Here is a 24464-nt window from a genome sequence, read left to right on the forward strand (position 1 = left end):
CAGCGGGAATGCCCCCCTACTGATTAAAGTTTCACTTTATTATAAACAAAAAGAATGAACCTGCTCAGTGCAGAAGTTCATTCTTTTCACATGAGATTATTCACTTTTTTCATATGAGATGATTCATCCTCGTCCCATTCCCTTATATCGGCAACAACATTGTTACTGAAAAACCACTTGTCCCATCTACAATAATTTTACCGTTTACAGACGCTGTTCGCTCCTCCATCCCCATAATACCAAGACCTTTCTTAACAAGAGCTGCACCTTTACCATTATCCTTCACCTGTACTTTGATCATCTTATTAAGTACATGAATATCTATTGAAATGACTGTCGCATCAGCGTACTTCATCGCATTAGTCAACGCCTCCGTAACATTTTCACCGATAATCTTCCACTGAATTGGAGAGATCATATCTAAGTTCCCTTTATATACGAAAGGAATGTTTACATCATGCTTACCGGCAAATTCCTCTATGAATAATTTCATGCGATGAATGCCAATTTGCTCTGTTGGTGGCTTCATATTTTTTAATGTAATCCGAATGCTTTCAATTCCATCTTTCGAAATATGAATTGCATTTTGTAATAACTCCGCAGATTTTACTTTATCTATTTCCATCAATCTCTTCGCTGCTTCCATTTGAATAAGCGCACCCGTCATCGAGTGACCAATTTTATCATGAATTTCTTGTGATAACCGATTTCTCTCTTCTAACTTAAATGTGTATTCCGATTGCCTTATGTACTCTTTATTTTCATGTAAGCTTTTCGTAAGTCGTTGCATATCTTTTCGCATCTTATCATTTTGTGATTCAAGCTTTAATACACGAGCGATGTAGCGATTTGCCATAGTTAAAATGAGAAAAGAAAATGCAACAATTAATCCATATGTCATTTGAATACTTTCATTTGTAAAAGTAATAGGAAGCATCATAATGAAAAAGAGCTGCCATTTCCTCACGATATAATTTGATGTAATTTCGTATAAGTTCAAAGGCAAAAACAAAATAAAAAACAGATGCACCTTCCATGTAAATAAAATTACTAAACCAATTGACACGCAAATTAAAACCCTTTTATACGTATCGTTTTTTAATATAGAGATCATTACGTTTACAGAAAGATATATAAGTAGCGTAAATATAACCCATGGTAAGTTTGCAACATTTGAGTGAATGTAACTAAACACAATATATATAAATACAATTAATTTACTTACAATTAACCAAAATTCCATAACATTAATCTACTTTCCCTGTTAAGTAATAAATCGCAATTTGCGTGCGATGTTCTAGTCCAGTTTTCCCTAAAACTGATGTAATATAATTTGCTATCGTTCCTTCAGATATGAAAAGTTGCTTCGAAATTTCTTTATTAGAGAAACCTTTCGCAATTAATGCGATAATACTAAGCTCTCTTTCTGTAAAAAGACTCTTATCTATTTTAGATTCTTCCTCTTTGCTTTCCATTAAATTAGACTTAATTTTATCAAGCACTACATCTTGCATAACAGTTTGGCCGTTATATACGCCTTTTATTGCATCACGAATACGCTCTGGATCATTATTTTTTAATAAATAACCTTTCGCTCCGTTTTTTACTGCGTCCAAAATATATTCATCATCATCAAATGTCGTTAAAATGAGAGGCTTCGTTTTTGTCTCTTCACAAATTAACTTCGTCGCCTCTACCCCGTTCATGTTTGGCATACGAACATCTAAAAGAGCAATATCAACTTCATGCTTTTTACAATACGCTACAGCCTCTTTTCCATCATTTACAGTATCTAACACTTCGAACTCTTCGTATGTATTTAAAATAATTTTCATGCCTTCTCTAATAAAAGAATTATCATCGGCTATTAATATTTTAATTTTCATGTTTGTTAGTATGGCCCTTCCCCTACTAACATTCACATCCTTTCTCTGTGTAGCATTTCCTTCTTGCTCATTATATACTTCTCTTTACCATTTTTTCATACCTTTTTCATATAGCCCTCCTGCTAAAAATATATTATTCTTTTTTTATAACATGTGTAGGGTGACTTATCGTTTCTTACGTCTATATAATAGAATGCGTCAAAAAGGAGGGAGAAAGCGATTGAGGAAAAACAATTAATTGAAAAAGCACAGCAAGGAAGTGAGCATGCTTTTCGCATCCTTGTACAAACGTATCGTCATTATATTTTCCAAGTTATATTTTCTATTTTAAGACATGAAGAAGATGCTAAAGATGTGACACAAGAAGTATTCGTAAAAATCCACGCCTCTCTCCCTAATTATCAATTTCGCGGATTAAAAACGTGGATGGCACGTATTGCTACCAATCACGCTATTGATTATAAGAGGAAGAACGCTAGAGAAAACGAAGAACTCTCCTTATGTAAAGAAACTGAAGAAAATATAAAGTCTTCTCATAATATCGAGGCTTTATTATTGACGAAAGAGCAAAAATTATTGATTGCTCAAAAACTAAGAGAACTTCCTGAGAATTACCGTGACGTCGTTCTCGCACATTACTTAGAGGAAAAAAGCTATCAAGAAATTGCATTGCAAGAAAACATCGAAGTGAAAACAGTCGAAATGAAACTGTATAGGGCAAGAAAATGGATTAAAAAACATTGGAAGGAGGAAGAGTTTCTATGATGCATTATTCAAAAGAAGATTGGCGCAATTATACACTAGATTTTATATCAAACAATAAACGTGAATCTATGGAAGAACATCTCTATGAATGTGATCATTGTTTAGCAATTTATATGGAAAGTATTGATGAACAAAATGAAAACCTTCCAATGATAAATGATGATTCATTTACAAACGAAGTTATGGCACAAATTAATTTTGAAACGCTACAATCTAATGAAACTATGAAATCAAACCAGCTAAAGCGCACGATCATTCATTACATAATTGCGACTGCGGCTACAATCATTTTTATGGTAAGTGGTTTATTTCATTATATTTTCACAGCGACATCAAATTTCGAAAAATCTTCGAGACATAATGAGACTTCCATCTCACAACAAATTGTAAACAAAACAGTGCACACATCAAAAAAGGACGGAGGTTTAAAGCATGAATAAAAACCCTTTTTTAGCGCTTGTGTTAGGGCTAATTCCTGGGCTTGGACATCTATATTTAAAGAAGATTGGACGTTTTATTCTATATAGCGGAGGATCTTTATTTCTATTTATCTTTGCAGCATTTTGTACAATAGCATTAGGAGAGCGTAATATTGCTTTTCTTTCTCTATTTTTACTAGCAATGTTATGGGTAATCAACTTAATGGATTTAATTTTCACTATTATAAATCAATCGAAAAAACAAGCAGCCGGACAATTTACAGAGTCCTCTAAAGAGAGCGAACGATTTTATATCATTCTCTTATCCATCATCCCTGGACTTGGCCATTTTCAATTAGGACTTATGCAACGTGGTCTTACATTTTTAGTAGCTTGTACAGGGATAGGAAGTATGATTATATTCGTTGCACTCTTAACATCTCAAGGAAGTTTCCTTATCTTCCTTCTTACGTTACCTGTTTTATGGATTTACAATTTCTTTGATGCTGTTCAACAACTCCAGAAAAAAGAACGTGGTGAGCAATTAGTTGATCGTACTATTTTTGAAGAATTTGAAGAGCACCGTGAACAAGGAAAGAAAAGTAAAACATTCGCTTCTATTTTAGCAATGTTCCCTGGAGCAGGACATATGTATTTAGGCTTACAACGCCGTGGCCTTCAGCTTATGGCAGCCTTTTTACTATCTATTTATTTACTAGATCTATTAAGGTTATCTGCCTTCTTATTTTTAGTACCAATCATTTGGTTTTATAGCTTTTTTGATACGTTACAACAAACTGCAAAATACGGAAAAGAACGCGTAAATGACGAACCTATCATCGATTATTTTATAAATCATCAAAGATGGATCGGCATTGGGTTAATTGCATTAGGTGGTTATTATTTACTGGATCAAACTCTTCTTCCTATTGTAGACAAGTATGTTTCTACTATATTTAATATTCATCTTACTGAGTTATATTATCGCTATTTCCAAACATCTATCGTTGCACTCCTCTTAATTGGTGGCGGCTTTAAATTATTACTTGGAAATAAAGAAAGCAAAGGTGGTACAAAAGAATGAGGACTTGGCGTGTTGGAACCATCTCAATGGGGATTTCCATTATTTTATTAGGTTGCTTTTTACTATTTTCAGTCGTAAAAGGCGTTCAAGCATTAGATACATTAACAGCCTGGTGGCCTGTTTTACTTATCATACTTGGCGCTGAAATTTTGCTATACCTTCTATTTTCTAAGAAGGAACAATCATTTATTAAATATGATATTTTCAGCATTTTCTTTATCGGAGTTTTAGGAAGCGTCGGAATTGCTTTTTACTGTTTATTATCAACTGGATTACTAGAAGAAGTTCGTCATTCTGTTAACACAACTAGGCAAACAAGTAATATTCCAGACGGACAACTTGATATACCTGAATCTATCAAAAAAATCGTAGTGGATGCAGGGCATCATCCTCTAACAATAGAGGGCAATAATACAAATCAAATTCATCTTCTTGGCACATATGAAATGACGACGAAAGCAAATGAAAAACTCAATTTAAAACGAGAGGATTTCCTTTCAGCTCAAACAGCTGGAGAAACGATGTATATAACTTTAAAATCATTACCGGTTCAGCATACGTTATTTAACTCAGCACCACAGGTGACACCGACACTTGTTCTTCCGCAAAATAAAAATGTAGAGATTCGCGCTTCAAATAACGAACTATCTCTTTATCCAGGTCAATTACAAAATAATTGGTTTGTACAAGAAAGTTCAAATGTATCTGTTCATTTAGCAAAAGAAAGTGATGTATCTTTAACCGCAGTAACAAACAAAAAAGAAGCTCACGGAAATACACCTTGGGAACAAGTAGAAGATTTAACGAAAAAAGAAAATAATTCTTCAGAAGAAAATCCAGAATTAAACGAGCAAGAACATTGGTATAAAAATTCGATTAAAACAGGAAATGGTACGTACAAATTAAATATTGAGAAAGCTTATAATTTAAACATGAGTATTATTGAAAAATAAGAAACCTTCCACAATTGTGGAAGGTTTTTCTCATATAATCGCTTTAATTCCTTCTAAAATTAATCCAATCATAAAGCCGCAAATGGCCCCGTTCACTCGGATCCACTGCAAATCTTTACCGACATTATTTTCAATCATTTCGATTAATGTTTTATCATCTAACCTATCAAGATTTTCTTGTACGAGCTTACCAATTTTCGAATGGTTATTTTCAACAAGATTCACAACTTGTTTTTGTAACCAATCTTCTATTTTTTGAACAGTCACTTCGTCTTCTTTTATTTTATTCATTTGTGTTTGTAAAAATGGAATAACATATTTATCAGCAAATTCTTCATTGTTTACAAAGGCAACCGCTCTTTGTTGTACTTGCTCAAGCATCTCTTTTATTTTGTCAGTAGCATTCCAATTCGCAACCCATTTTTCTTTCCAATTTTCTAATTCTTGTAGTAACGCTTCATTTTCTTTCACATTTATAATTTCTTGACGAATCTTCGCTAATATAAGTTGTCTCGTACTATTATCAGCATCTTGTAAGCTGTTAATATTGCTAATGATAAACTTCTGCAAAATGCCCCCAATTTTATCTTCATCTACAATATTCATAAATGATTTCAAAGTAAACTGTAAAAATCCATCTACTTTAATATTTTCCATCGCCTTCATACCTAAGCTTCCGAGCTGATAACGCGCTTCATCTTGAGCTGTCCAATCTTTCACTTTTACTAATATGTAATCAAGTGTTTTTTCATCATATTCTTGCACAACTAATTGATCAACAAGAACTTGTAATATGTTACTTGTGTTAATTGTATGCAAATATGTTTTTAATTCTTTTTCAATAATAACTGCTAATTTTTCCGTATCTATTTGAAGAATCGCTTTCTCAGCAATTGTTACAATTCCTTTTTTCACAGCATCAGACTGCAACTCTTTCTCAGCAATTTGAAGTACCATTTGTGCTAGCTGCATTTCTTTTACTTTACTTGTAATACTTTCTTTCGTCAGCCATTCATTTTCTAACGTAGAAACGAGCCCCTTTGTTACCCGCTTCCGATTTTTAGGTAATAATGCTGTATGTGGAATTGGAATTCCCAACGGATGACGGAATAAAGCTGTAACCGCGAACCAATCCGCTAGTCCACCAACTAACCCTGCTTCAAATCCACCTTGAATAATCTCCCCAGCTACCGTTCCTTGAAAAGGGATTGAAGCCGCAAAACCTACGCCCATAACCCCAAGCGAAATACCCGCTATATATTTTGTCTGTAATGACATCGTATACACACATCCTCTTATTATGTAAAATAAAGCTTTTTTATTATATTTATTTGATATTAGTTCTTTATATCTATACTATAATGAACTAATGCGAAAATAACAAAGAATTTATATTTAGAGGCTACCTTTGGCCAAGATTAGTTGTCTTATTAGGAAAGTTTTTGGGAACATTTCTTACTTGTGCATTTTTCGGAATTGCACATTCATTTATGCCGATTATTTTAGGAGACACTTCTCAAGTACTAGGAGACTGGGTAGGTGCTGGTCTTGCTAGACATTTGCTATACGCTTTTATTTACACTCGTAATAATAATTTATTCATCCCTATTTTCATCCATGCATTTTTAGATATACCATATAAATAAAAAATGAGGCTACAACTAGCCTCATTTTTCTTATATTGTTAATTCCAAACCTTTCTTATAATACCCAGTCATTACTTCTTCTGGAACCATACTCCCACCAGTTCCCCACACGATATGAGTACCTTTCTTCACGTTTTCCGTTAACTGATGATTTTCAGCTTTACATACATTCAACGGCCCTATCATACCCGCTAACGCAGAAGGTTCTAAATAAATGTTTTCCGTATCAACCAGTTCTTTTAACAATCTATATAACTCTTCATCGCTTACTGTATAATTCCCGCTCAAAAATGGTTCCATCGTTTTCCCAACAAACCCTGATGGTCTTCCTACCGCAAGTCCATCCGCATCTGTTACATTATCAATACCGATATCTTGAACAGCAATTTTATCGTGAAGTCCAGTCATTAAGCCGAGTAACATACATGGAGAGTGCGTAGGCTCAGCAAAGAAGCAATGAACGTTGTCTTTATACAATAACTTTAGGCCAAATGCTACCCCGCCAGGGCCCCCACCGACTCCACACGGAAGATAAACGAATAAAGGGTGTTCTTCATCCACAACAATTTCTAACTCTTCTAATTGTTTTTGCAAACGGGATGCCGCTACTGCGTATCCTAAAAATAAATCATGTGAATTTTCATCATCAACAAAATAACAGCTAGGATCAGCATCTGCTTGCCTTCGTCCTTCTTCTACCGCTTTACTATAATCAGCTTCATATTCAATAACGTTTACACCTTTACTTCTTAATAAATCTTTTTTCCATTGTTTTGCGTCTGCCGACATATGAACCGTCACATTGAAACCTAATTTCGCACTCATAATACCGATGCTAAGCCCTAAATTCCCTGTCGAACCTACCGCAATTGAATATTTCGCAAAAAATTCTTTAAATCTATCACTATCTAAAATTGAATAATCATCTTTCTCTGTTAACATTCCATGCTGCAATGCTAATTGCTCAGCATGTTTCAACACCTCATAAATGCCACCTCGTGCCTTTATTGATCCTGATATCGGAAGTTGACTATCACACTTTAATAATAGTTCTCCCAATATTGGCTGCCCGTAATTTTTCTCTAAAGATTGTTTCATAGAAGGTATTTTCACTAAAGGTGATTCTATAATACCGCTCGTTTCTTTTGTTTCAGGAAAAACTTTCGCAATATATGGTGCAAAGCGTTTTAATCTCTCTTCCGCGTCTTTTACATTTTCTTCATTAAGTGGTGAACCTTTTATTGCTGTTTCGTACTTTTCTATATTCGGATTTACCCAAAATACTTCTTCCGTTGCAATAAGGTTGTTTACTAATGGGAATCGTTCTTTTAATACCCCTATCTCCTTCATTCCTCTTCCTCCTCATATCCTTGTAGCTAGCCATACAATAAATTATAATTGAATTAATTTTAATACAGTTTAACATAAAATTTAGTTTTAGTTAATTTTAATTTAATTTATTTAAATATAATTTAATAATTATTAAGGAGAATCTTTTATGGAGAATATAGATATTGGTAAAAAAATTGAAAGACAACGAAAAGAAAAAGGATTAACTAGTAAGGAGCTAGCAAAGTTAGCTGAAATTACACCTTCTATGCTTAGTCAAATTGAACGTGGCTCTGCTAATCCTTCCATTCAAACATTAAAGGTGCTTGCAAAAGCTCTTGATGTTCCAACATTTAGTTTTTTACTTGAAGAGACAAATACAGATGATTTAATCGTACGCTCTAATAAACGTAAGAAAATGATTATCGATAATTTATCATATGAATTGTTATCACCTGATTTCACAGGAAATTTAGCAACAGCAATTATGACTGTACCTCCGAATACTGCTTCATCAGAAAACGTTCTAGAACATAAAGGAGAAGAATTAGCATTTGTATTAGACGGAAAAATCACATTGCACTTAAATGAAGAAGAATACACATTAGAAACTGGTGATAGTGTAAAAATACCAGCTTATTTAAAGCATAAATGGGTGAATCAATTCGAGAAAGATGCGATTGTTTTATTTTCTGTTACTCCGCCGATTTTTTAATTCATGTGATGATACAAAAATAGCCATGCATGGAGGATGCTCTCCGTACATGGCTATTTTTATTTTTTTGGTACTAACAAAATCCCTAAACTAATAACACAAAAACTGAGTACTTGCTGTATTGAAAGACCAAATAGAACTGAATTATGTTCACTAATAAGTGAAATAATGATATGAGCTATGCCCTCACAAATTAGAAAAAAGCTTACATTCTTTCCATTTCCTAATCTTTCATTTTTAATCCATAACGAGCCAATTATACAGAGTGCGAGTATAATCTCATACACGAAAATAGGATGATATAAAAATTTAGATTCATATATTTTCATCCCCCAAGGCAGCGTAGTTTGTACACCTACTGCTCGATGAAATAAAAAATAAAAGATAATACTTACACATATTCCAAAAGGTAATGTATCTAGTAAAATACGCAGCGAAAATTTCTCCTTTTTACTTTTCCATACAATGTATATACTAGCAATCATAAACCCTACTAAAATATGCTGAATACTTCCTACTACTAGTAATGCTTGCAGTGGTGACTCAACAGCCCATATCGGATTAAATATTGCCGGTGCAAATTTCCATACGAATACGACAATGAGAAAACCATTTGTTACTGCATCCATCATTTTTTCATATTGAATATTTTGCTGCTTCATCTTTAGTTTCATTAGCGTAAAGCCAAATAGACTCCCAATTATAAACGATACTGGTTGTAACCTCACCATCCACTCCATCACTATGAAATCCCCTCTTAATTCTCAATTAATTTCTTAAACTTCTCTTCTAATTGATCTGGAGGTAATACACCTCGTGCATGATCTACAATAATTCCATCTTTATTAACAAAAAATGTCGTTGGTAAAGAGAATACTTTATAATCTATTCCAGCTACTCCATCCATATCTAATAGAACAGGAAATTTAAATCCATGGCGATCTGCAAATGCACTCGCTTCTTGTACTGGATCCCCAATAGTTGCATTTACCGCAAAGATTTCAACATCCTTTTTATATTTATCATACAAACGAACTAAGTCAGGAGCCTCCATTTCACATGGGCCACACCATGATGCCCAAAAATTAATAATATATGGTTTTCCCTTTGCATCATTTAACGAATACAGCTTCCCGTCCAATCCTTTTAAGGTTATGTTTGGTGCTTTAAATCCCACTTGTGGCAATACTTCTTTTTCTTGTAACTCCGCTTGTTTCGCTTTTCTTTCTTTTTCTTCTTTTTTTGTATTATAAAAATTAACCCCTGCCCAGATTAGTGCCCCGGCCAGTATAATAGCAATTAGTTTCTTCACTTTTCTTCCTCCTCATTTCTAAACTCCTGTAAATCCACCAAATATACGAATAAAGAATGCTGTAATTTTCGTCATTTGATTTGTATATAATAACCCCCCTGTTAGTATCATCATTCCACCGCCAATTTTCATCATGACATTGGCATATGTAACAATCCATTTTACCTTTCCGATAAAAAATGCCATCACGAAAAACGGAACTGCAAATCCAAGGGTGTACGCTGTAATATACAGAAGCGCACTTTCAGGATTGGTCGCACCGAGCATAAGCACTGCAGAAAATATCGGTCCAACACACGGTGTCCATCCTGCTGCATATGTCATGCCGACCAAAACTGAGCGAATATATCCTGTCGATTTACTTCTATATTGTACTTTTTTCTCTGCCATAAGCCACTTAGGCTGAATCAATCCAGTCATAAATAGCCCCATCACAATAATAAATATCCCACCAATTTGCTGAATCAGCCTTTGATTAGATGAAAAAGTGATTCCAATCCAGCTTACTGATAAACCTAACGCATAAAAAATAACCGAGAAACCGATCATAAAAAATACTGTATGTATAATCGCTGACTTTTGCATAATTCCACGATTTTCTTTTAAATCTTGAATAGAAACACCTGTAATATATGATAAATAAGATGGATATAGCGGTAAAGAACATGGTGATATAAATGAAAGTACCCCAGCCCCTACTACTAGCCAAATTGTTAAATCCGCCGCATTCATTTTATTCCTCCTAAACACACTACAAACCGTAGTGTTAACTATTAAAAAAAAAGAGGCTATATGCACTCTCCAACAATAAGTACAATCGACATACAAAACAGCCCTAACGTTACATATACTGAATTCGTATGTAATGGTATATTCAGCTTAATAACTTTCTCATTCAACACTTGCTCAATCCGTAAATTAATTGCAGTTTTCGCAAACGAAGCTGTAATACATTGATTTTCCATCGTCTTTATTTTAATTAATTTTAATAATGCACTACCTAGCTCAAATGAAGATTTCATTTTTTGCATCGCATATTTATCAGCTGATAGCTCCTGATACACATGATACCGCTGCAGCATTCCTTTTAATATAGGAATGTACATCATTCCTTCAGCTAACAATGTAAAGAAAAATAACTTTAATGGATCTCGATTTTTTTGATGATATTCCTCATGTAATACAATCGCATCAATTTCTTCCTCTGAAAACGCCTGAAACATTCCTTCTGAAATGACAATTTTCGATCGAAATAATCCAATTGTAAATGCCGTAATCTGTAACGTTGATAATACGTACACTTGCTTTCCTTTTCTAGTAATAGACACGAGATTTCTTTTCAACTTTTTACTATAAAAAAACTGCTTCCAAATTCTTTTACTTATAATGATTACAGTAAATAACAGTAATCCGGCTATCATTATACGAAGTATTGATAGTTCCCTCATATGTTTTTGTAATTCAAATAAACAAAATTGTGAAAGAAAAAATGCTTTATTTTGAAAAAGAAATGGGTATGTAACGTAGTATACTAACATACTTAAAAAAAGAACACTAATAGTCACTGCTAACAAAACGATTTTACGCATTTGCCACTTCACTTTATCGGTCCTCTTTTTTTAGCTGACTTAATTTCTCTTCTAATTTTTTTATTAAAGATGGATCAGCTTGTTCTAACTCATCTATCATATGGTTCACAACAAGATCTCCAAATTCACCCATTAATTCCTGTGTCATTTTCTTCGTTTGATTAGATAAAAATTCTTCTTTCATTTGTGTAGTACGATACATACCACTTCTTTTCACGATATGCTTTTCTAAATGTGCTTTCTCTACTAATCTGTTCATAACTGTCATTACAGTATTAAAATTCACCGGGGATTCTTCACTTAATTTCTGTTGCACATCTTTAATGGTAATACCTTGAGTAGCCCAAACAATTTCCATTATTTTCGCTTCAAGCGGTCCGAAAAAGTGATTTAACCCTTGCTCATTTAACTTGTAGTTTTGAGTAAACATCGTATGCCCCCTTTCACACTACAGATTGTAGTATAAAATATATAGAAGGTCAAACATGAATGATATTAACTGATACTTAAATGGATCCTAATCTCCACTAATTAGTTATCTGTACCGCGTTCGATTCATTGTAAGCCTAACTTCTCTCCAAATGTATCATAGAGATAATATTCTAATATTTGCACACTAAATTTCTCATTACGCCCGAGTGCAAATAATTCCCGATTTTTTGCTACGATAGTATCTAATGGAATAACCACATTATCCACTATTTTTGTAATTTCAATTATATTACTTTCTACGTTTACTTCTGTTTTAAATTCAATATTTTCTAATACTATATGTGAACGTCTTCCTGATGCAAAAAAAGTAAAGTTAGGATTTTTAAAAATTCCAATTTCACTCTCTAACGGATATAAATATTTAAAAATTATATCTCTGTGTCCATCTTTTATTATTTTTTCATCTTTTTCATCATCTAAATATTCTTTCACCTTCGCTGCAAACTCAAATCGAAAATCCACTCTTTCACGCTCCCTCATTTCATTCTAGGCTAATAAATATATTGATATAATTTTACCGTATTATAAAATAAGTTCCTATAAAAAGTAAAAACCACTTTTGTAAAACCTCTGGTATTCCCCGCACTTTTTAAATATAAACACTCTTTCAATATTAATTAGTACGTCGTTATATTCATTTAAACATATTGTTTCCATACTTTGAAACAATATTATCCAGTATTATATATCAATAAACTGCTTCTCATTCCTTTCTATCTACAGCTATCGATACCTCATTCTATTTCAATATATTGTTTGCTTTATTTCCCCTTATTCATTAAATCACAGAAGGAATGTAACTCCCCACTATCGAATTTTTACATAACAAATATTATTAGGTGGTGCTTTACTATGAAATTAGCTGTCATTGGTGGCGGTGATTTACAAGATCCAAATCACTTGCATATTAATGAACGACTTATAGAATTAACAAATAAACAATACCCAAAAGTATTATTCATTCCAACAGCTAGTCGTGATGATGAAGGATATATAAAGTTATTTTTAGAAACGTTTGAAAAGCAATTACATTGTGAGGTTCAAATTTTACGCTTTATAACCGAAACACCTACTAAATATGAAATAGATGAGATGATTCATTCTGCCGACTTAATTTATCTTGGCGGTGGGAATTACGTTCATATGCTTGAACAATGGAAAGAACATAAATTAGATGAAAAGTTACTATTTACTTTAAAACGTGGAACACTTATTGCAGGGTATAGTGCCGGTGCGATGTGCTGGTTCACATCTAGCATACGTTCAGATTATGAAGGTTCTGGTTATATAGAAAGTAGTGGCTGGAGTATTGTTAACAAAAGATTTTGCCCCCATTACAATCAATTAAATAGAATGAATGCCTTCCACACGTTTTTACAAACTCACCAAGGTAATATAGAAGGTATTGCATTAGAAGATAATTGCGCTTTATATATTACAGAAGGTTCATTTGAAATTATCGGTGAGCCAGATACAGCTTGGGAATTTTATATGGATAATGGAAAACTCATTAGACAACATTTTGACATAACTTTAAAAAGTTATTTATAAGCATTCATCAAAAAGATGTCCCTAAGTATAATGACTTAGGGACATCTTTTAACTCACTAATCGTGTAATTCGTTTCTTCTGCCATGAAAGCTTATAATATGCATACTGTAATATTAAGCTGACGATGAATGCCGCTGGATATCCAATCCATACTCCTTTTATACCAAGGCTCGTATGGTAAGAAAGATAATACGCTACAGGTACTTCAACAAGCCAGATTGATACAACACTAATCACAGTTGGCCAAAGTACTGTACCACTTGCTCGCATTGTCGCACTAATAATTTGTGCATGACCGAAAATTAAGTAACTCCATAATGTAATCATAACTAAGCTATGAGCAATTTCAATTGTAGTTTGACTTGTCAAAAATAGCGCTAAAATATCTCTTGAGAACAAGTAAATAAGCGATATTAATACACCACCAATGATATAATTCATGATAATTCCGGCCTTAACAACTTTCTGTAATCGATCAAATTGGTTCGCACCAATTGATTGCGCTGCAAAAATTGATACTGTAATGCCGAGGCTAACTGCTGGCATTTGTACATAACTTGCAACTTGGTTCACAACACCGTACGCCGCTGTTGCATCTGATCCATAGCGATTCACAAATGCGATTACCGCAATTTCTGATAATGAAACTAATATCATATTAATACTCGCTGGAATACCAAGTCGTAACAATAACTTTAATAACTCCCAGTCCATACGAAGATATTTTCTTACTGTAGCGTCTAATTGCAGTGGATGATTTTTCTTCTTTAAATACACTAGCATGACAATAAACGTAATAACTGTAGATATAACAGAAGCATAGGCTGCTCCGTAAACATCTAATTTCGGAGCTCCTAACCAGCCAAAAATAAGAATTGGTAATAAGATCATATTTAGCGCTGTACTTACGATTAAAAAGTAAAATGGCGTTTTAGAATCTCCTGTACCTCTCATAAATGTTGTGTATGCAAAATATAAAAATAATACTGGCATAGATATAAATAAAATTCTTGCGTAATGCACACTTATTTCAATAATATTTTCTGGTGTTCCCATAAGGCGCATAATATCCATCGCAAAAATACTACCTATTATCGCCAACACGACTCCGATAATAAAAGTAAACGTAAGCGTCGTACCAACGATAGCTTTTAAGCGCTCTTCATTTTTAGCACCAAATGCCTGACCAATTAAAATTGAACTACCAGAACCAATTCCAATTACAAATGAAACGAGCAGGAAAAATAATGGAAAGAATGCCGATATAGCTGCTAGATCATTTACGCCAAGCCATCTTCCTACTACTACCATTCCAAATAACTGTCCAACTGATTGTAATACATTACTTAAAAGTAACGGCACTAAAAATATGGACATCGATTTCCATATCGGCTTATGTTCCTTTTCTGACTTCTGTGACTCTACACCTTCTTTATTGTTATCTGTAGGTGGTTTCAAATTTCATTTCTCCTTTTATTTAAAATCTGCACGGTTAAATCCGTGCTCAAATAATTGTAATTACTCCAACCATTTCTATACTGTTTGCTCGTTAAAGTAATTGCTTCTTCCACTCACTATTTTCAAATTCATCATAGAACTTTAACATATTTTTCGTATCTGTGATCCTCTATCTCTTTGTATAGTTGTTTTTATTATGTGCTTCTATTCATTTTCTTTGCTTCATTCTTATAACTTCACCCAATATTGGCTTCCATCAGCTGTTCTATCTAAAAAACCATATTCGATTAAGTATCTTCTCAAAGTTACAAAATCCGGATATATATTTTCTAAAACTGTATTTACTTCTTTTTCAGTATACTTTTTATTACTATCGAATTTCCTCACTAAATGACGTAATATAATTAATTTACGCTTTTGCTTTTTCGGAAATTTAGAAAGCGGTCCATCCAAACCTTCTGTAAAATGCGCTGTTAAAACTTCAGCATTTTCTTCCTCTGTAATATTGTATCGATCATCCACCATCGTAGCTGTTCTATGAATCGGTACAAATTTAGTTTGAACTTTTGATTTTTCTTCTGACAATTCCATTAACGCTAAAAATACTTTCGCTTGCTTCATTTTCTCTCGCAATGTAAATCGATGATTGCGAATCGTCGACGTGCTCCCGCCATCCATTTCTTTTACAATCTCTTTATCGTTAAGTCCCATATGGAAAAACTGAACCATTTTCTTTTGCAAATCAGTTAAACCTGTAAACTTCTTATCAAGATTTAATAAATATTCAAACATAGATGTATGCTCATTTTGAATATGCAACTGTACAAACTTCTCTGCTTCATACAAAACTTGATTTTCTTGATAAATAACCCCTTTAATAAACGTTTCTCCACAAGCTAAACAAATATACTCCTCCGCTACCTCGTCAAATACATACCCTTTCTTCAATTCCTCTACCGACGCATCCCAAAACTTCTCTGAAATATCACTCATACTAAACACTCCTTCAAAATGTTTATTTTAAAAACAAACAAATTACAATAACGTTTATTATCACTTCATCATCTTAACACATCAAAAGCAAACGTTTCAATGTTTCGTTTACCTATTTTATAAACCTTTATAAAAATGTTTATCTAACTATGATAAATAGGACTTATCACACCGAAAAACGAATGTATTTTAACAAACTAATTATTATGGGATGCGAAACAAAATATGACTATTCTTCAAGACCCTTCCAACATTCAATTTTAACTACAAAAAAGGTGTTTCCATATACGGAAACACCTTTTACCTTTTATATATTTTATAAACAACCTCTACTAAAACTTTACTTGCTTGTACAAATACATGTTTTCGATTTCCATCCTCAACGAATCTATTTGAACAACCACTAATCATCATCATACAACTAATTATGACTATTACTTTAATGCTTTTTCTGCAAATCATTTTATGCAACTCCACTTTTGAAAAACTTCATTTAAATTTACCCCATCAAAAAAAGTTTACACGAATAATGAAACGTAAAAATATGTAATGTTGCATATTTTTACGCCTCATTACGATATTGTGATTTAATTATTTTAATGACTGGTATACCGAGGTGATTTACTTGAAATTTAAAGCGAAAAAAAATCCATTTCATATCATTTTAATCTCATTATTTTTATTTTTTTTTTTTCATTTCTCTATTCTTTCAAAATGAGAATTCTATTTTTTTCACTCTCATGATACTCTTAAATATCGTGAATCTCTCTTCTTTCTATTTTTCTCATTACAAAATAACGGAATCTGCCCCTGTTGTTAAACATGGTTTCATACTCCGTACTGAAATTCCATTTGAAGATATACGTCACATTAAATACTCTGGTAAAAAGCTTCGTTCAGAAAATTGGACAAGACAGCAAATAGAAATTCATTATAATTTATTCGACTCAGTAACATCTTTCGTACCACAAGAAGAGGAGAAATTTATTTCACTCTTAAAAGAAAACTGGCCAAATGTGAAAATAATCAATAGCACCTCAAATGAATAATTTTGTTTTTAGACAGTTCTATGCTATTAGGATAACTATATAAGAATTGAATATCCTCCCCAAGCAAAACCGCCGTTTACATATTTATTCTCCCCTCAGGCTAACTACCCAATAGTTAGTCTATTTTTTATTACATAAAGATACTCCCCCCCTCCATCACAAACAAACGATACGAACATACACTATTTCTAGAAAAACAAACTACTACACAAAATGAATGAAAGGTGCTTATTATGTATGAGTTAAGTTATGAAGGATTAACAGGTGAAATTATTACAAGATATGATTGTGAGTACGAGGAAGCTAGACAAGAATGGAATCGGGCTATTCAAAAGTTTCCTTTAGCTATCATTTATTGTTTTACGAAATGGGATGTTAGTAATGCGATTATTTGAGCGATAAAAAAGCCAAGATTCTAAATTAAGAACCTTGGCCTCTTCTATTATTCTTTCGGAGCGATCATTTTTTTCGGATCTACAATCTCATCAAATTGCTCTTCTGTTAGTAGTCCAGATTGCAATGCTGCTTCTTTTAAAGTTAATCCATCTTTATGAGCATGCTTCGCAATTTTCGCGGCATTTTCATACCCGATATGTGGGTTTAGTGCGGTTACAAGCATTAATGAACGATTTACATTTTCAATAATTACTTCTTCATCTGCTTCAATACCAACTGCACATTTATCATTAAATGAAACTGTTGCATCAGCTAATAAGTGAGCAGATTGCAGGAAGTTGTAAGCAATAACTGGTTTGAATACGTTTAGCTCAAAATTACCTTGGCTCGCAGCAAATCCAATTGTTGTGTCATTCCCCATAACTTGTGCTACAACCATTGTTAGCGCTTCGCTTTGCGTTGGATTTACTTTACCTGGCATAATAGAGCTTCCTGGTTCATTAGCTGGAATAATAATTTCCCCAAGGCCGCTACGTGGACCACTTGCAAGCCAGCGCACATCGTTTGCAATCTTCATTAAATCAGCAGCTAATGCTTTTAATGCTCCGTGTGCAAATACAACTTCATCATGACTCGTTAGCGCATGGAACTTATTTGGTGCAGAGACAAATTGTTTACCTGTAAACAGACTAATTTCTTCTGCTACCATCTCGCCAAATTTAGGGTGTGCATTAATTCCTGTTCCAACCGCTGTACCACCAATTGCTAATTCTTTCATATATGTATTGCTATCTGCAATCATACGCTCTGTTTTTTCAAGCATACGGTGCCAACCGCTAATTTCTTGCCCTAACGTTAAAGGTGTTGCATCTTGTAAATGCGTACGACCGATTTTAATAATATGCTCAAATGCAGTTACTTTTTCTGCTAAGGTTTCTTTTAATTTCGTAATAGCCGGTAATACATGATTTTCTACCGCGATTACACACGCTACATGAAGCGCTGTTGGGAATGTATCATTTGAACTTTGGGACATGTTCACGTCATCATTCGGATGAATATGTACGTCAGATCCCTTTTCTTTCAAAATTTGATTCCCACGGTTTGCAATTACTTCATTTACATTCATATTCGATTGTGTACCACTACCCGTTTGCCATACGACAAGGGGAAAATGTTCATTCCATTTCCCTGCAATAACTTCATCAGCAGCTTCCACAATTGCTTGCGTCTTCTCTTCTGATAGCTTTCCTAATTTTTGATTACTAAGTGCTGCACTCTTCTTTAAAATCGCAAATGCTTTTACAATTTCAAGTGGCATATGCTCTGTTCCAATTGGAAAGTTTTCCTTACTGCGCTGCGTTTGTGCTGCCCATAATTTATCAGCTGGAACTTTCATTTCTCCTAATGTATCTCTTTCAATTCTGTACTCCATTTTTTCATCCCCTTGAAAATAAAATACCTACATCTTTTATTTTAACAGACTTTCTATCAAATGATAAGAATTCTCATTGATATATATATAAAAAATTACCTTCCGCCACCGCAGAAGGTAATTTTTTATGATGCTTGCTTTCCTTTATCCGCATCATCTACATACCAAATGAACTTGCCTGTATATCCATAAATAACTGCTAAAATGAGTGATACGAAGCTTAGCCACATAAATGGAACGTATGATAACGTTGATACACCTAAAATACCAGCCATAAAAATACCATTATCAGACCATGGAACCATACCAGAAGTCAAAGTTCCACCTACTTCTGAGTTACGTGCTAATACGCGGCGATCTATTTTTAATTTATCATAGCTTTCTTCCATAATTTTTGGCGTTAAAATAAGTGATACGTACATCGCACAACCAAATATGTTTGCTAAAAACGCAACGATTAATGTAGACAATGTTACATTCCCTGCAGAATTTAATTTTTTCTCAAATTTCGATACAATTACCTTTAGAACACCTAACTTTTCAAGTAAGCCACCAAAACCTAAGCCGAAAATAATAACAGCTACTGAACCAAGCATACCATTAATTCCACCACGGTTTAATAACTTATCGACAAACTCGACACCAGATTGAATTGAGAATCCGTTATATGCTGTTCCAATTGCCTCTCCAAAGTGCATTCCTTGGAAAAGAGTTGCCCAAATTGCACCAATTAAAGCTCCCATAGCAATTGTTGGCATAGATGGTTTCTTCATCGCCAATAGCACAATAACAATTACCGCTGGAACAAGCATCCATATTTTAATATCAAAGTGCTTTAATAAAGATTCTTTTAAAAACTCTACTCTATTTAAATCTACATTATCCCCGCCATACATCCATCCAGCAACAGTAAACATAATGCTGGTAATAATATAAGCTGGAACGTCTAATACGAGCATAGCTCGAACGTGAGCAATAACATCTACTTTCGCCATAGAAGCTGCAAGAACTGTGCTATCAGAAAGTGGTGATAACTTGTCTCCGAAATAAGCTCCTGAAAGGACTGCACCCGCAACAAGCGGAAGTGGTAATCCAAGCCCTTCACCTATCGCCATCATAGCAATACCTGCTGTTCCAACTGTTCCCCATGATGTTCCTGTCGCGATAGAAGTGATTGAACAAATAATTAAAGTTGCCAATAAGAATATGCTAGGGTGAATGAATTCTAATCCATAATAAATTAATGTAGGTACAACCCCACCAGCAATCCATGTTCCAATTAAAGCTCCAACTGCAACTAAAATAAGAATTGCTTCTAATCCATTAGAAATCCCTTTCGTAATTGCATCTTGCAATTCTTGATAACGAAATCCTAATCTTAATCCAAGCGCAATAACTAAAAACCATGAAATAAATAGCGCTAATTGAATTGGGAGATCAAAAATCGTTTGGAAGGAAAAGACGACAGCAAGAAATAGGCATAAAAGAATAATAATTTCTAGCATCGATGGTAATCTTACACTTTTCATTTTTTTCTCTCCTTACAAGTCGATAACATGATGTATGTAGTCTTACGTGTATGTAGTATACAATTAGCGAAGACAAAACAAAATTTTCATATTATTTCGATTTATTTTTCCAGTATAATATATTCACAACCCTTTCTATTGTAAAAGTAGATGACTCTTTTCGCAATGAAAAATATAAAAAATGTTGTATTTTTATTTATTTAGATAAAAACACCTAATGAAATAAAACTTTAATCAATGAGGGTTTTATCCATCCCCCACTAATTATTAACCCATAATAACCTTTTTAATATTTGCCTCAACAAAACTTTTTACTACCGCTTTCACCTCATATGTAATAATATATTTCCACATAAAAAAAGCGCACACATCATTTAATCGATGCATGCCCCTCTTTTATTTATACATATTTTGTATCTCTTCTTTATTTTTAAGTATTTCCGAAAATTTATCGCTACAACCTTTCGGAAATAAAACTCCGAGTCCATATGAATGCCCAAACTGAAAATGAGGGTGTTTCACCTTGACCTCATCCCAAAACTTATACACACCGAAATCACCGTTTTTAACTTCGATATCATGAAATAATACAATACCGTTTTTCGCAACTTTAGGTAACCATGTTTTATAATCATGAGAAACAGCTTCATACGTATGATAGCCATCAATATGCAAAAGATTTATCGTTTCATCTTGAAACTGATCCAGAGCCTCATCAAAAGTAGATCGAATTAGATTTCCTATATTAGGGTAACTAATATTCACAACTTTTTCTACTATATGAAAAATCCCTTCTCCATATGGACCTGTATGCTCATCTCCAGCCCAAGTATCTACAGCAAAACACTTAGTTGACAACCCTCCGTCTTTTACCCCCTGGCAAAAACTAAAAAAGGAAGCACCTAAATGTGTGCCTAGCTCAACTAAAGTTCCTGGCTTTTCAAATCGTACTAAAATCATATGCGAAATCCAAATGCCCACTCCAAGCAGATTGCGACCGAATAATATGGCTAAAATTATCAAATTCAAACGATGATTTATGAGTAACCCAGTTCATCTCATATCTCCTTATACGCATATTTTTAACAAACCAAATTACTCTTTTTTATCATTGTAATTATGATTCTATTTCATAAAAAGATTAAGAATTAGCCCTTTATTAATCCAGCGATAGAAAAGCAAGACGAAAAACAAATTTAAAAAATGATGTCTCAAAACTGGCTCCGTCCCATGAAAGAAATAAAAGAGCTAGTTACATTCTCATGTAACTAGCTCTTTCTTTACTACTCTATATGGTTATGCCTGAATGTCTGCATACTCTTCAATGTGTTCGTACTCTTTTTCCAATTCCTCTAAAGAAAGCTCGTATAATTGCCGATCACGAACTTTAAACACCCCTGCTCCAATTAACTCATCAATTAAATGCCTCTTACGATTTTCAACAGCAAAACGGAGTTGACTACTCATCTTTTAAAAAACTCCTTTCTACGATCATTGAAAATGATAATCTTTATCAATTACCACTTTTGATTATAAAAGATGATTCTTTATAAGTAAAGTAATCTTATGAAATATTTACCTTACAAAGTATTTGTGGCCACATTATATATATGTATGCCACGCGAACGATGTTATGACACTTTTTCTTATCCTTTTTCTTTCATACTTTGCAAGTTGTCTCACTATGATTAAATTCACCGTCTATCTCTACTTGAATGGTGACATGTTCGACATGAAACTTCTCCTTTAATATATCCGTTGCCTCTTTTAATACATTTTGCGTTTCATTACCTTTAATAATAAGGTGACATGTTAATACTTGAAAGTCCGATGTGACAGACCATATATGCAAATCATGAACTTCTTTTACAATCGCAATCGTTAATAATGTATTTTTCACTTCATCAACATCGATGTGCTGCGGTGCACCTTCCATTAATATATGAACTGTATCACGTGTTACACGCCACCCACTAATAATGACTAAAATAGACACAAGAATACTAGCAATCGCGTCTGCAACGTTCCAGCCGAAAAATTTAATAAGTAACGCAGCAATAATCGCTCCAACTGACCCTAATAGATCGCCTAGTACGTGTAAGAAAGCACTTCTTAAATTCAAATTACCTTTCACATCTCCGCCTCTCATTAATATCCAAGCTGATAAAATATTAATAAGCAGACCAAGTACAGCAATAATGAGCATTCCATTACTAGCAATCTCAACTGGTTCTTTAAATCGGCGAATTGCTTCAATAAAAATGTATATAGAAATGACAATAAGTACGACACCGTTACATAATGCCGCTAACATTTCGACTCGCTTATACCCGTATGTTTTTGCAGCCGTTGCTGTTTTTTCTCCAAGCTTGAAGGCAAGTAAACTTAAAGCTAAGGATACTGCATCACTTAACATATGCCCCGCGTCAGATAATAGTGCTAAGCTATTTGTTACAAATCCACCAATAACTTCAGCAATCATAAAGCTTGTCGTTAATATGAAGGCAATTAGTAACGCCTTTTTATTTTTTGAATGGCCGTGATCATGTGAATGTCCCATACAAATACCCCTTTATATGAATCTGTCTGTTAGTATGCAACAAACTTCCGGCGTTTATCCCGCTTTCCTTCTATATACAACCTTCGCTTCTTTTCAAACAAGTCCTTTTTCTCAACAAAAAATAAGACTACTTCTTTTTCAGCTTCATATTGTTTACTAATGAAAGAATTTTTAAGGAGGTTACTAAAATGAAACGTTTATTTCTCTGTATGGAGCGTGAACTTGTTGTAGTGAAAGAACAATACGGTCACTATGAAACAGCATATCACTTACAAAATATGCAACCTACTTGTATTGCGGTTGATCCATTTCAAAAGAATCGTGTATATTGTGGAACATTTGGACGAGGTTTATGGTTAAGCGATGATGGTGGGGATTCATGGAGACCAATTGGGGATTCTTATCGTTACTTTGATTTTCCGAAAGAAGATGGTATTTTACATTCTTCGATCACTTCCATAACGATCAGCTCTAATGAACAAGTTAACGGATATGGCGTCGTTTATGTAGGCACAGAACCTAGTGCTTTATTCCGTTCAGAAAATGGTGGTGAAACGTGGACTGAACTTAAAAATATGAAATCATTATTATCTTCCTATACGTGGGCTTTCCCGCCGAGACCTTTTACTCATCACGTACGCTGGATTACAGTTGATCCAAACAATCCAAATACAATCCACGTTTCAATCGAAGCTGGTGCTGTTATTCAAAGCAACGATAAAGGGCATACATGGATTGATAAAAAATTCGGTGCTCCTATCGATGCTCATCAATTACTCATGCATCCTGACGCACCAAATCGCCTATATGCATCATGCGGTGACGGATTTATGGGCGGCCCTGATCGTGCATACCTTGAAAGTTATAACAACGGCAGGAGCTGGATCTCATGTAGCGCAGGGCTAGAGCATCATTATTTATACAGTATGGCCATCGATCCAGCTGATTGTAATACGATTCTCGTCTCCGCCGCACCGAGTGCTGATCTCGCTCATCACCGTATTCCTTATGAATCTTATATATATCGAAAAACGAAAGATACTCCTTTCGAGCAAGTACAGCAAGGACTACCATCTGCAATCGGTACAGTCATTTCGATGTTTGCGACAAACCCGGCAGAACCACATACATTTTACACTTTAAATAACAACGGCATCTTCCAATCTGTAGATAGCGGCGAATCGTGGGAACAACTAAACATTCCGTGGAAAGATGAGTATAAAACGCAGCATCCTCATGCATTACTCGTTACTAGCTCTTAACAAAAAGAGAGACTGCCTATTTATTAATTTCAGGCAGTCTC

Annotated in this window: 25 protein-coding genes and 3 pseudogenes; 10 read left to right on the forward strand and 18 right to left on the reverse strand. The window is 33.9% G+C overall.

Features of this window, described 5'->3' with window-relative positions:
• Positions 1–142 precede the first annotated feature (142 nt).
• Both CQZ94_RS00505 and CQZ94_RS00510 read right to left on the reverse strand, forming a co-directional pair.
• Positions 143–1243 (reverse strand): sensor histidine kinase, encoded by a 1101-nt coding sequence (locus CQZ94_RS00505; protein WP_105583866.1) that lies wholly within the window; start codon positions 1241–1243, stop codon positions 143–145.
• Between the two features lie 4 nt (positions 1244–1247).
• Positions 1248–1886, reverse strand: a complete 639-nt coding sequence (locus CQZ94_RS00510; RefSeq protein WP_002064723.1) for a response regulator transcription factor — start codon at positions 1884–1886, stop codon at positions 1248–1250.
• Between the two features lie 276 nt (positions 1887–2162).
• Between CQZ94_RS00510 and CQZ94_RS00520 the strand changes: the two genes are divergently transcribed.
• From CQZ94_RS00520 to exsE, 4 genes are read left to right on the forward strand one after another with little or no spacing between them, the layout of a single operon-like run.
• Complete coding sequence (locus tag CQZ94_RS00520; RefSeq protein ID WP_105583868.1) at positions 2163–2651, forward strand: RNA polymerase sigma factor; 489 nt, start codon at positions 2163–2165, stop codon at positions 2649–2651.
• On the forward strand, positions 2648–3091 hold the full coding sequence (locus tag CQZ94_RS00525; protein WP_105583869.1) for a hypothetical protein: 444 nt from the start codon (positions 2648–2650) through the stop codon (positions 3089–3091). Before CQZ94_RS00520 ends, CQZ94_RS00525 begins: the two co-directional genes overlap by 4 nt.
• A complete protein-coding gene (locus tag CQZ94_RS00530; protein WP_105583870.1) occupies positions 3084–4154 on the forward strand; it encodes a hypothetical protein in 1071 nt (356 codons plus the stop codon). Before CQZ94_RS00525 ends, CQZ94_RS00530 begins: the two co-directional genes overlap by 8 nt.
• Positions 4151–5107, forward strand: coding sequence for an exosporium protein ExsE (gene exsE, locus CQZ94_RS00535; protein WP_105583871.1), 957 nt, complete (start codon positions 4151–4153; stop codon positions 5105–5107). Before CQZ94_RS00530 ends, exsE begins: the two co-directional genes overlap by 4 nt.
• A gap of 30 nt (positions 5108–5137) precedes the next feature.
• On the opposite strand, the gene CQZ94_RS00540 is transcribed toward exsE, so the two are convergent.
• Positions 5138–6385 carry a DUF445 domain-containing protein gene (locus tag CQZ94_RS00540; protein WP_105583872.1) on the reverse strand — a complete coding sequence of 416 codons (1248 nt, stop codon included), beginning with the start codon at positions 6383–6385 and terminating at the stop codon, positions 5138–5140.
• Between the two features lie 113 nt (positions 6386–6498).
• Between CQZ94_RS00540 and CQZ94_RS00545 the strand changes: the two genes are divergently transcribed.
• Positions 6499–6753 carry a CPBP family intramembrane glutamic endopeptidase gene (locus CQZ94_RS00545; RefSeq protein ID WP_258166006.1) on the forward strand — a complete coding sequence of 85 codons (255 nt, stop codon included), beginning with the start codon at positions 6499–6501 and terminating at the stop codon, positions 6751–6753.
• Positions 6754–6783: 30 nt separating this feature from the next.
• On the opposite strand, the gene CQZ94_RS00550 is transcribed toward CQZ94_RS00545, so the two are convergent.
• On the reverse strand, positions 6784–8103 hold the full coding sequence (locus CQZ94_RS00550) for a D-serine ammonia-lyase (protein ID WP_105583873.1): 1320 nt from the start codon (positions 8101–8103) through the stop codon (positions 6784–6786).
• A gap of 148 nt (positions 8104–8251) precedes the next feature.
• Between CQZ94_RS00550 and CQZ94_RS00555 the strand changes: the two genes are divergently transcribed.
• A complete protein-coding gene (locus CQZ94_RS00555) occupies positions 8252–8797 on the forward strand; it encodes a helix-turn-helix domain-containing protein (RefSeq protein WP_105583874.1) in 546 nt (181 codons plus the stop codon).
• Positions 8798–8856: 59 nt separating this feature from the next.
• On the opposite strand, the gene CQZ94_RS00560 is transcribed toward CQZ94_RS00555, so the two are convergent.
• From CQZ94_RS00560 to CQZ94_RS00585, 6 genes are all read right to left on the reverse strand, one after another.
• Entirely contained in the window at positions 8857–9540 is a 684-nt protein-coding gene (locus tag CQZ94_RS00560; protein WP_142395709.1) for a prolipoprotein diacylglyceryl transferase family protein, read from the reverse strand.
• 14 nt (positions 9541–9554) lie between these two features.
• Complete coding sequence (locus CQZ94_RS00565; RefSeq protein ID WP_105583876.1) at positions 9555–10109, reverse strand: TlpA family protein disulfide reductase; 555 nt, start codon at positions 10107–10109, stop codon at positions 9555–9557.
• 18 nt (positions 10110–10127) lie between these two features.
• Positions 10128–10841 carry a cytochrome c-type biogenesis protein CcdA gene (ccdA, locus tag CQZ94_RS00570; RefSeq protein ID WP_105583877.1) on the reverse strand — a complete coding sequence of 238 codons (714 nt, stop codon included), beginning with the start codon at positions 10839–10841 and terminating at the stop codon, positions 10128–10130.
• Between the two features lie 56 nt (positions 10842–10897).
• On the reverse strand, positions 10898–11710 hold the full coding sequence (locus CQZ94_RS00575) for a M56 family metallopeptidase (protein ID WP_105583878.1): 813 nt from the start codon (positions 11708–11710) through the stop codon (positions 10898–10900).
• 1 nt (position 11711) lies between these two features.
• On the reverse strand, positions 11712–12128 hold the full coding sequence (locus CQZ94_RS00580) for a BlaI/MecI/CopY family transcriptional regulator (RefSeq protein ID WP_105583879.1): 417 nt from the start codon (positions 12126–12128) through the stop codon (positions 11712–11714).
• 125 nt (positions 12129–12253) lie between these two features.
• Complete coding sequence (locus tag CQZ94_RS00585) at positions 12254–12652, reverse strand: DUF3942 family protein (RefSeq protein WP_142395710.1); 399 nt, start codon at positions 12650–12652, stop codon at positions 12254–12256.
• Between the two features lie 390 nt (positions 12653–13042).
• Between CQZ94_RS00585 and CQZ94_RS00590 the strand changes: the two genes are divergently transcribed.
• Entirely contained in the window at positions 13043–13741 is a 699-nt protein-coding gene (locus CQZ94_RS00590; protein WP_105583881.1) for a peptidase E, read from the forward strand.
• Positions 13742–13789: 48 nt separating this feature from the next.
• On the opposite strand, the gene CQZ94_RS00600 is transcribed toward CQZ94_RS00590, so the two are convergent.
• The 3 genes from CQZ94_RS00600 to CQZ94_RS31040 all read right to left on the reverse strand — a co-directional run bounded on the left by CQZ94_RS00600 (position 13790) and on the right by CQZ94_RS31040 (position 16654).
• Positions 13790–15199, reverse strand: coding sequence for an MATE family efflux transporter (locus CQZ94_RS00600; RefSeq protein ID WP_105583882.1), 1410 nt, complete (start codon positions 15197–15199; stop codon positions 13790–13792).
• A 228-nt stretch (positions 15200–15427) separates the two neighbouring features.
• On the reverse strand, positions 15428–16192 hold the full coding sequence (locus CQZ94_RS00605; protein ID WP_105583883.1) for a DUF2087 domain-containing protein: 765 nt from the start codon (positions 16190–16192) through the stop codon (positions 15428–15430).
• A 300-nt stretch (positions 16193–16492) separates the two neighbouring features.
• Positions 16493–16654 (reverse strand): hypothetical protein, encoded by a 162-nt coding sequence (locus CQZ94_RS31040; RefSeq protein ID WP_002118090.1) that lies wholly within the window; start codon positions 16652–16654, stop codon positions 16493–16495.
• A gap of 163 nt (positions 16655–16817) precedes the next feature.
• Here CQZ94_RS31040 and CQZ94_RS00610 point away from each other — a divergent pair.
• Both CQZ94_RS00610 and CQZ94_RS00615 read left to right on the forward strand, forming a co-directional pair.
• Positions 16818–17241: pseudogene (locus CQZ94_RS00610) on the forward strand (PH domain-containing protein).
• Between the two features lie 233 nt (positions 17242–17474).
• A pseudogene (locus CQZ94_RS00615) lies at positions 17475–17633 on the forward strand (FAD-linked oxidase); the annotation flags it as partial.
• Between the two features lie 50 nt (positions 17634–17683).
• On the opposite strand, the gene fumC reads toward CQZ94_RS00615, so the two are convergent.
• The 5 genes and pseudogenes from fumC to CQZ94_RS00640 form a co-directional block, all read right to left on the reverse strand.
• Positions 17684–19072 carry a class II fumarate hydratase gene (gene fumC / locus CQZ94_RS00620; protein ID WP_105583884.1) on the reverse strand — a complete coding sequence of 463 codons (1389 nt, stop codon included), beginning with the start codon at positions 19070–19072 and terminating at the stop codon, positions 17684–17686.
• A 125-nt stretch (positions 19073–19197) separates the two neighbouring features.
• A complete protein-coding gene (nhaC, locus tag CQZ94_RS00625; RefSeq protein ID WP_002086402.1) occupies positions 19198–20601 on the reverse strand; it encodes a Na+/H+ antiporter NhaC in 1404 nt (467 codons plus the stop codon).
• A 396-nt stretch (positions 20602–20997) separates the two neighbouring features.
• Positions 20998–21658, reverse strand: a pseudogene (locus tag CQZ94_RS00630) (class I SAM-dependent methyltransferase).
• Positions 21659–21897: 239 nt separating this feature from the next.
• Entirely contained in the window at positions 21898–22068 is a 171-nt protein-coding gene (gene fbpA / locus CQZ94_RS00635; protein ID WP_105583885.1) for a Fur-regulated basic protein FbpA, read from the reverse strand.
• Positions 22069–22261: 193 nt separating this feature from the next.
• Positions 22262–23161: a cation diffusion facilitator family transporter gene (locus CQZ94_RS00640; protein WP_105583886.1), complete on the reverse strand. Its 900-nt coding sequence runs from the start codon at positions 23159–23161 to the stop codon at positions 22262–22264.
• A gap of 188 nt (positions 23162–23349) precedes the next feature.
• On the opposite strand from CQZ94_RS00640, the gene CQZ94_RS00645 reads away from it, so the two are divergent.
• On the forward strand, positions 23350–24423 hold the full coding sequence (locus CQZ94_RS00645; RefSeq protein WP_105583887.1) for a WD40/YVTN/BNR-like repeat-containing protein: 1074 nt from the start codon (positions 23350–23352) through the stop codon (positions 24421–24423).
• The last annotated feature ends 41 nt before the right edge of the window (positions 24424–24464 follow it).

Origin of the sequence: Bacillus sp. MYb209, assembly GCF_002975175.1 — a bacterium.
Taxonomy (GTDB): Bacteria; Bacillota; Bacilli; order Bacillales; family Bacillaceae_G; genus Bacillus_A.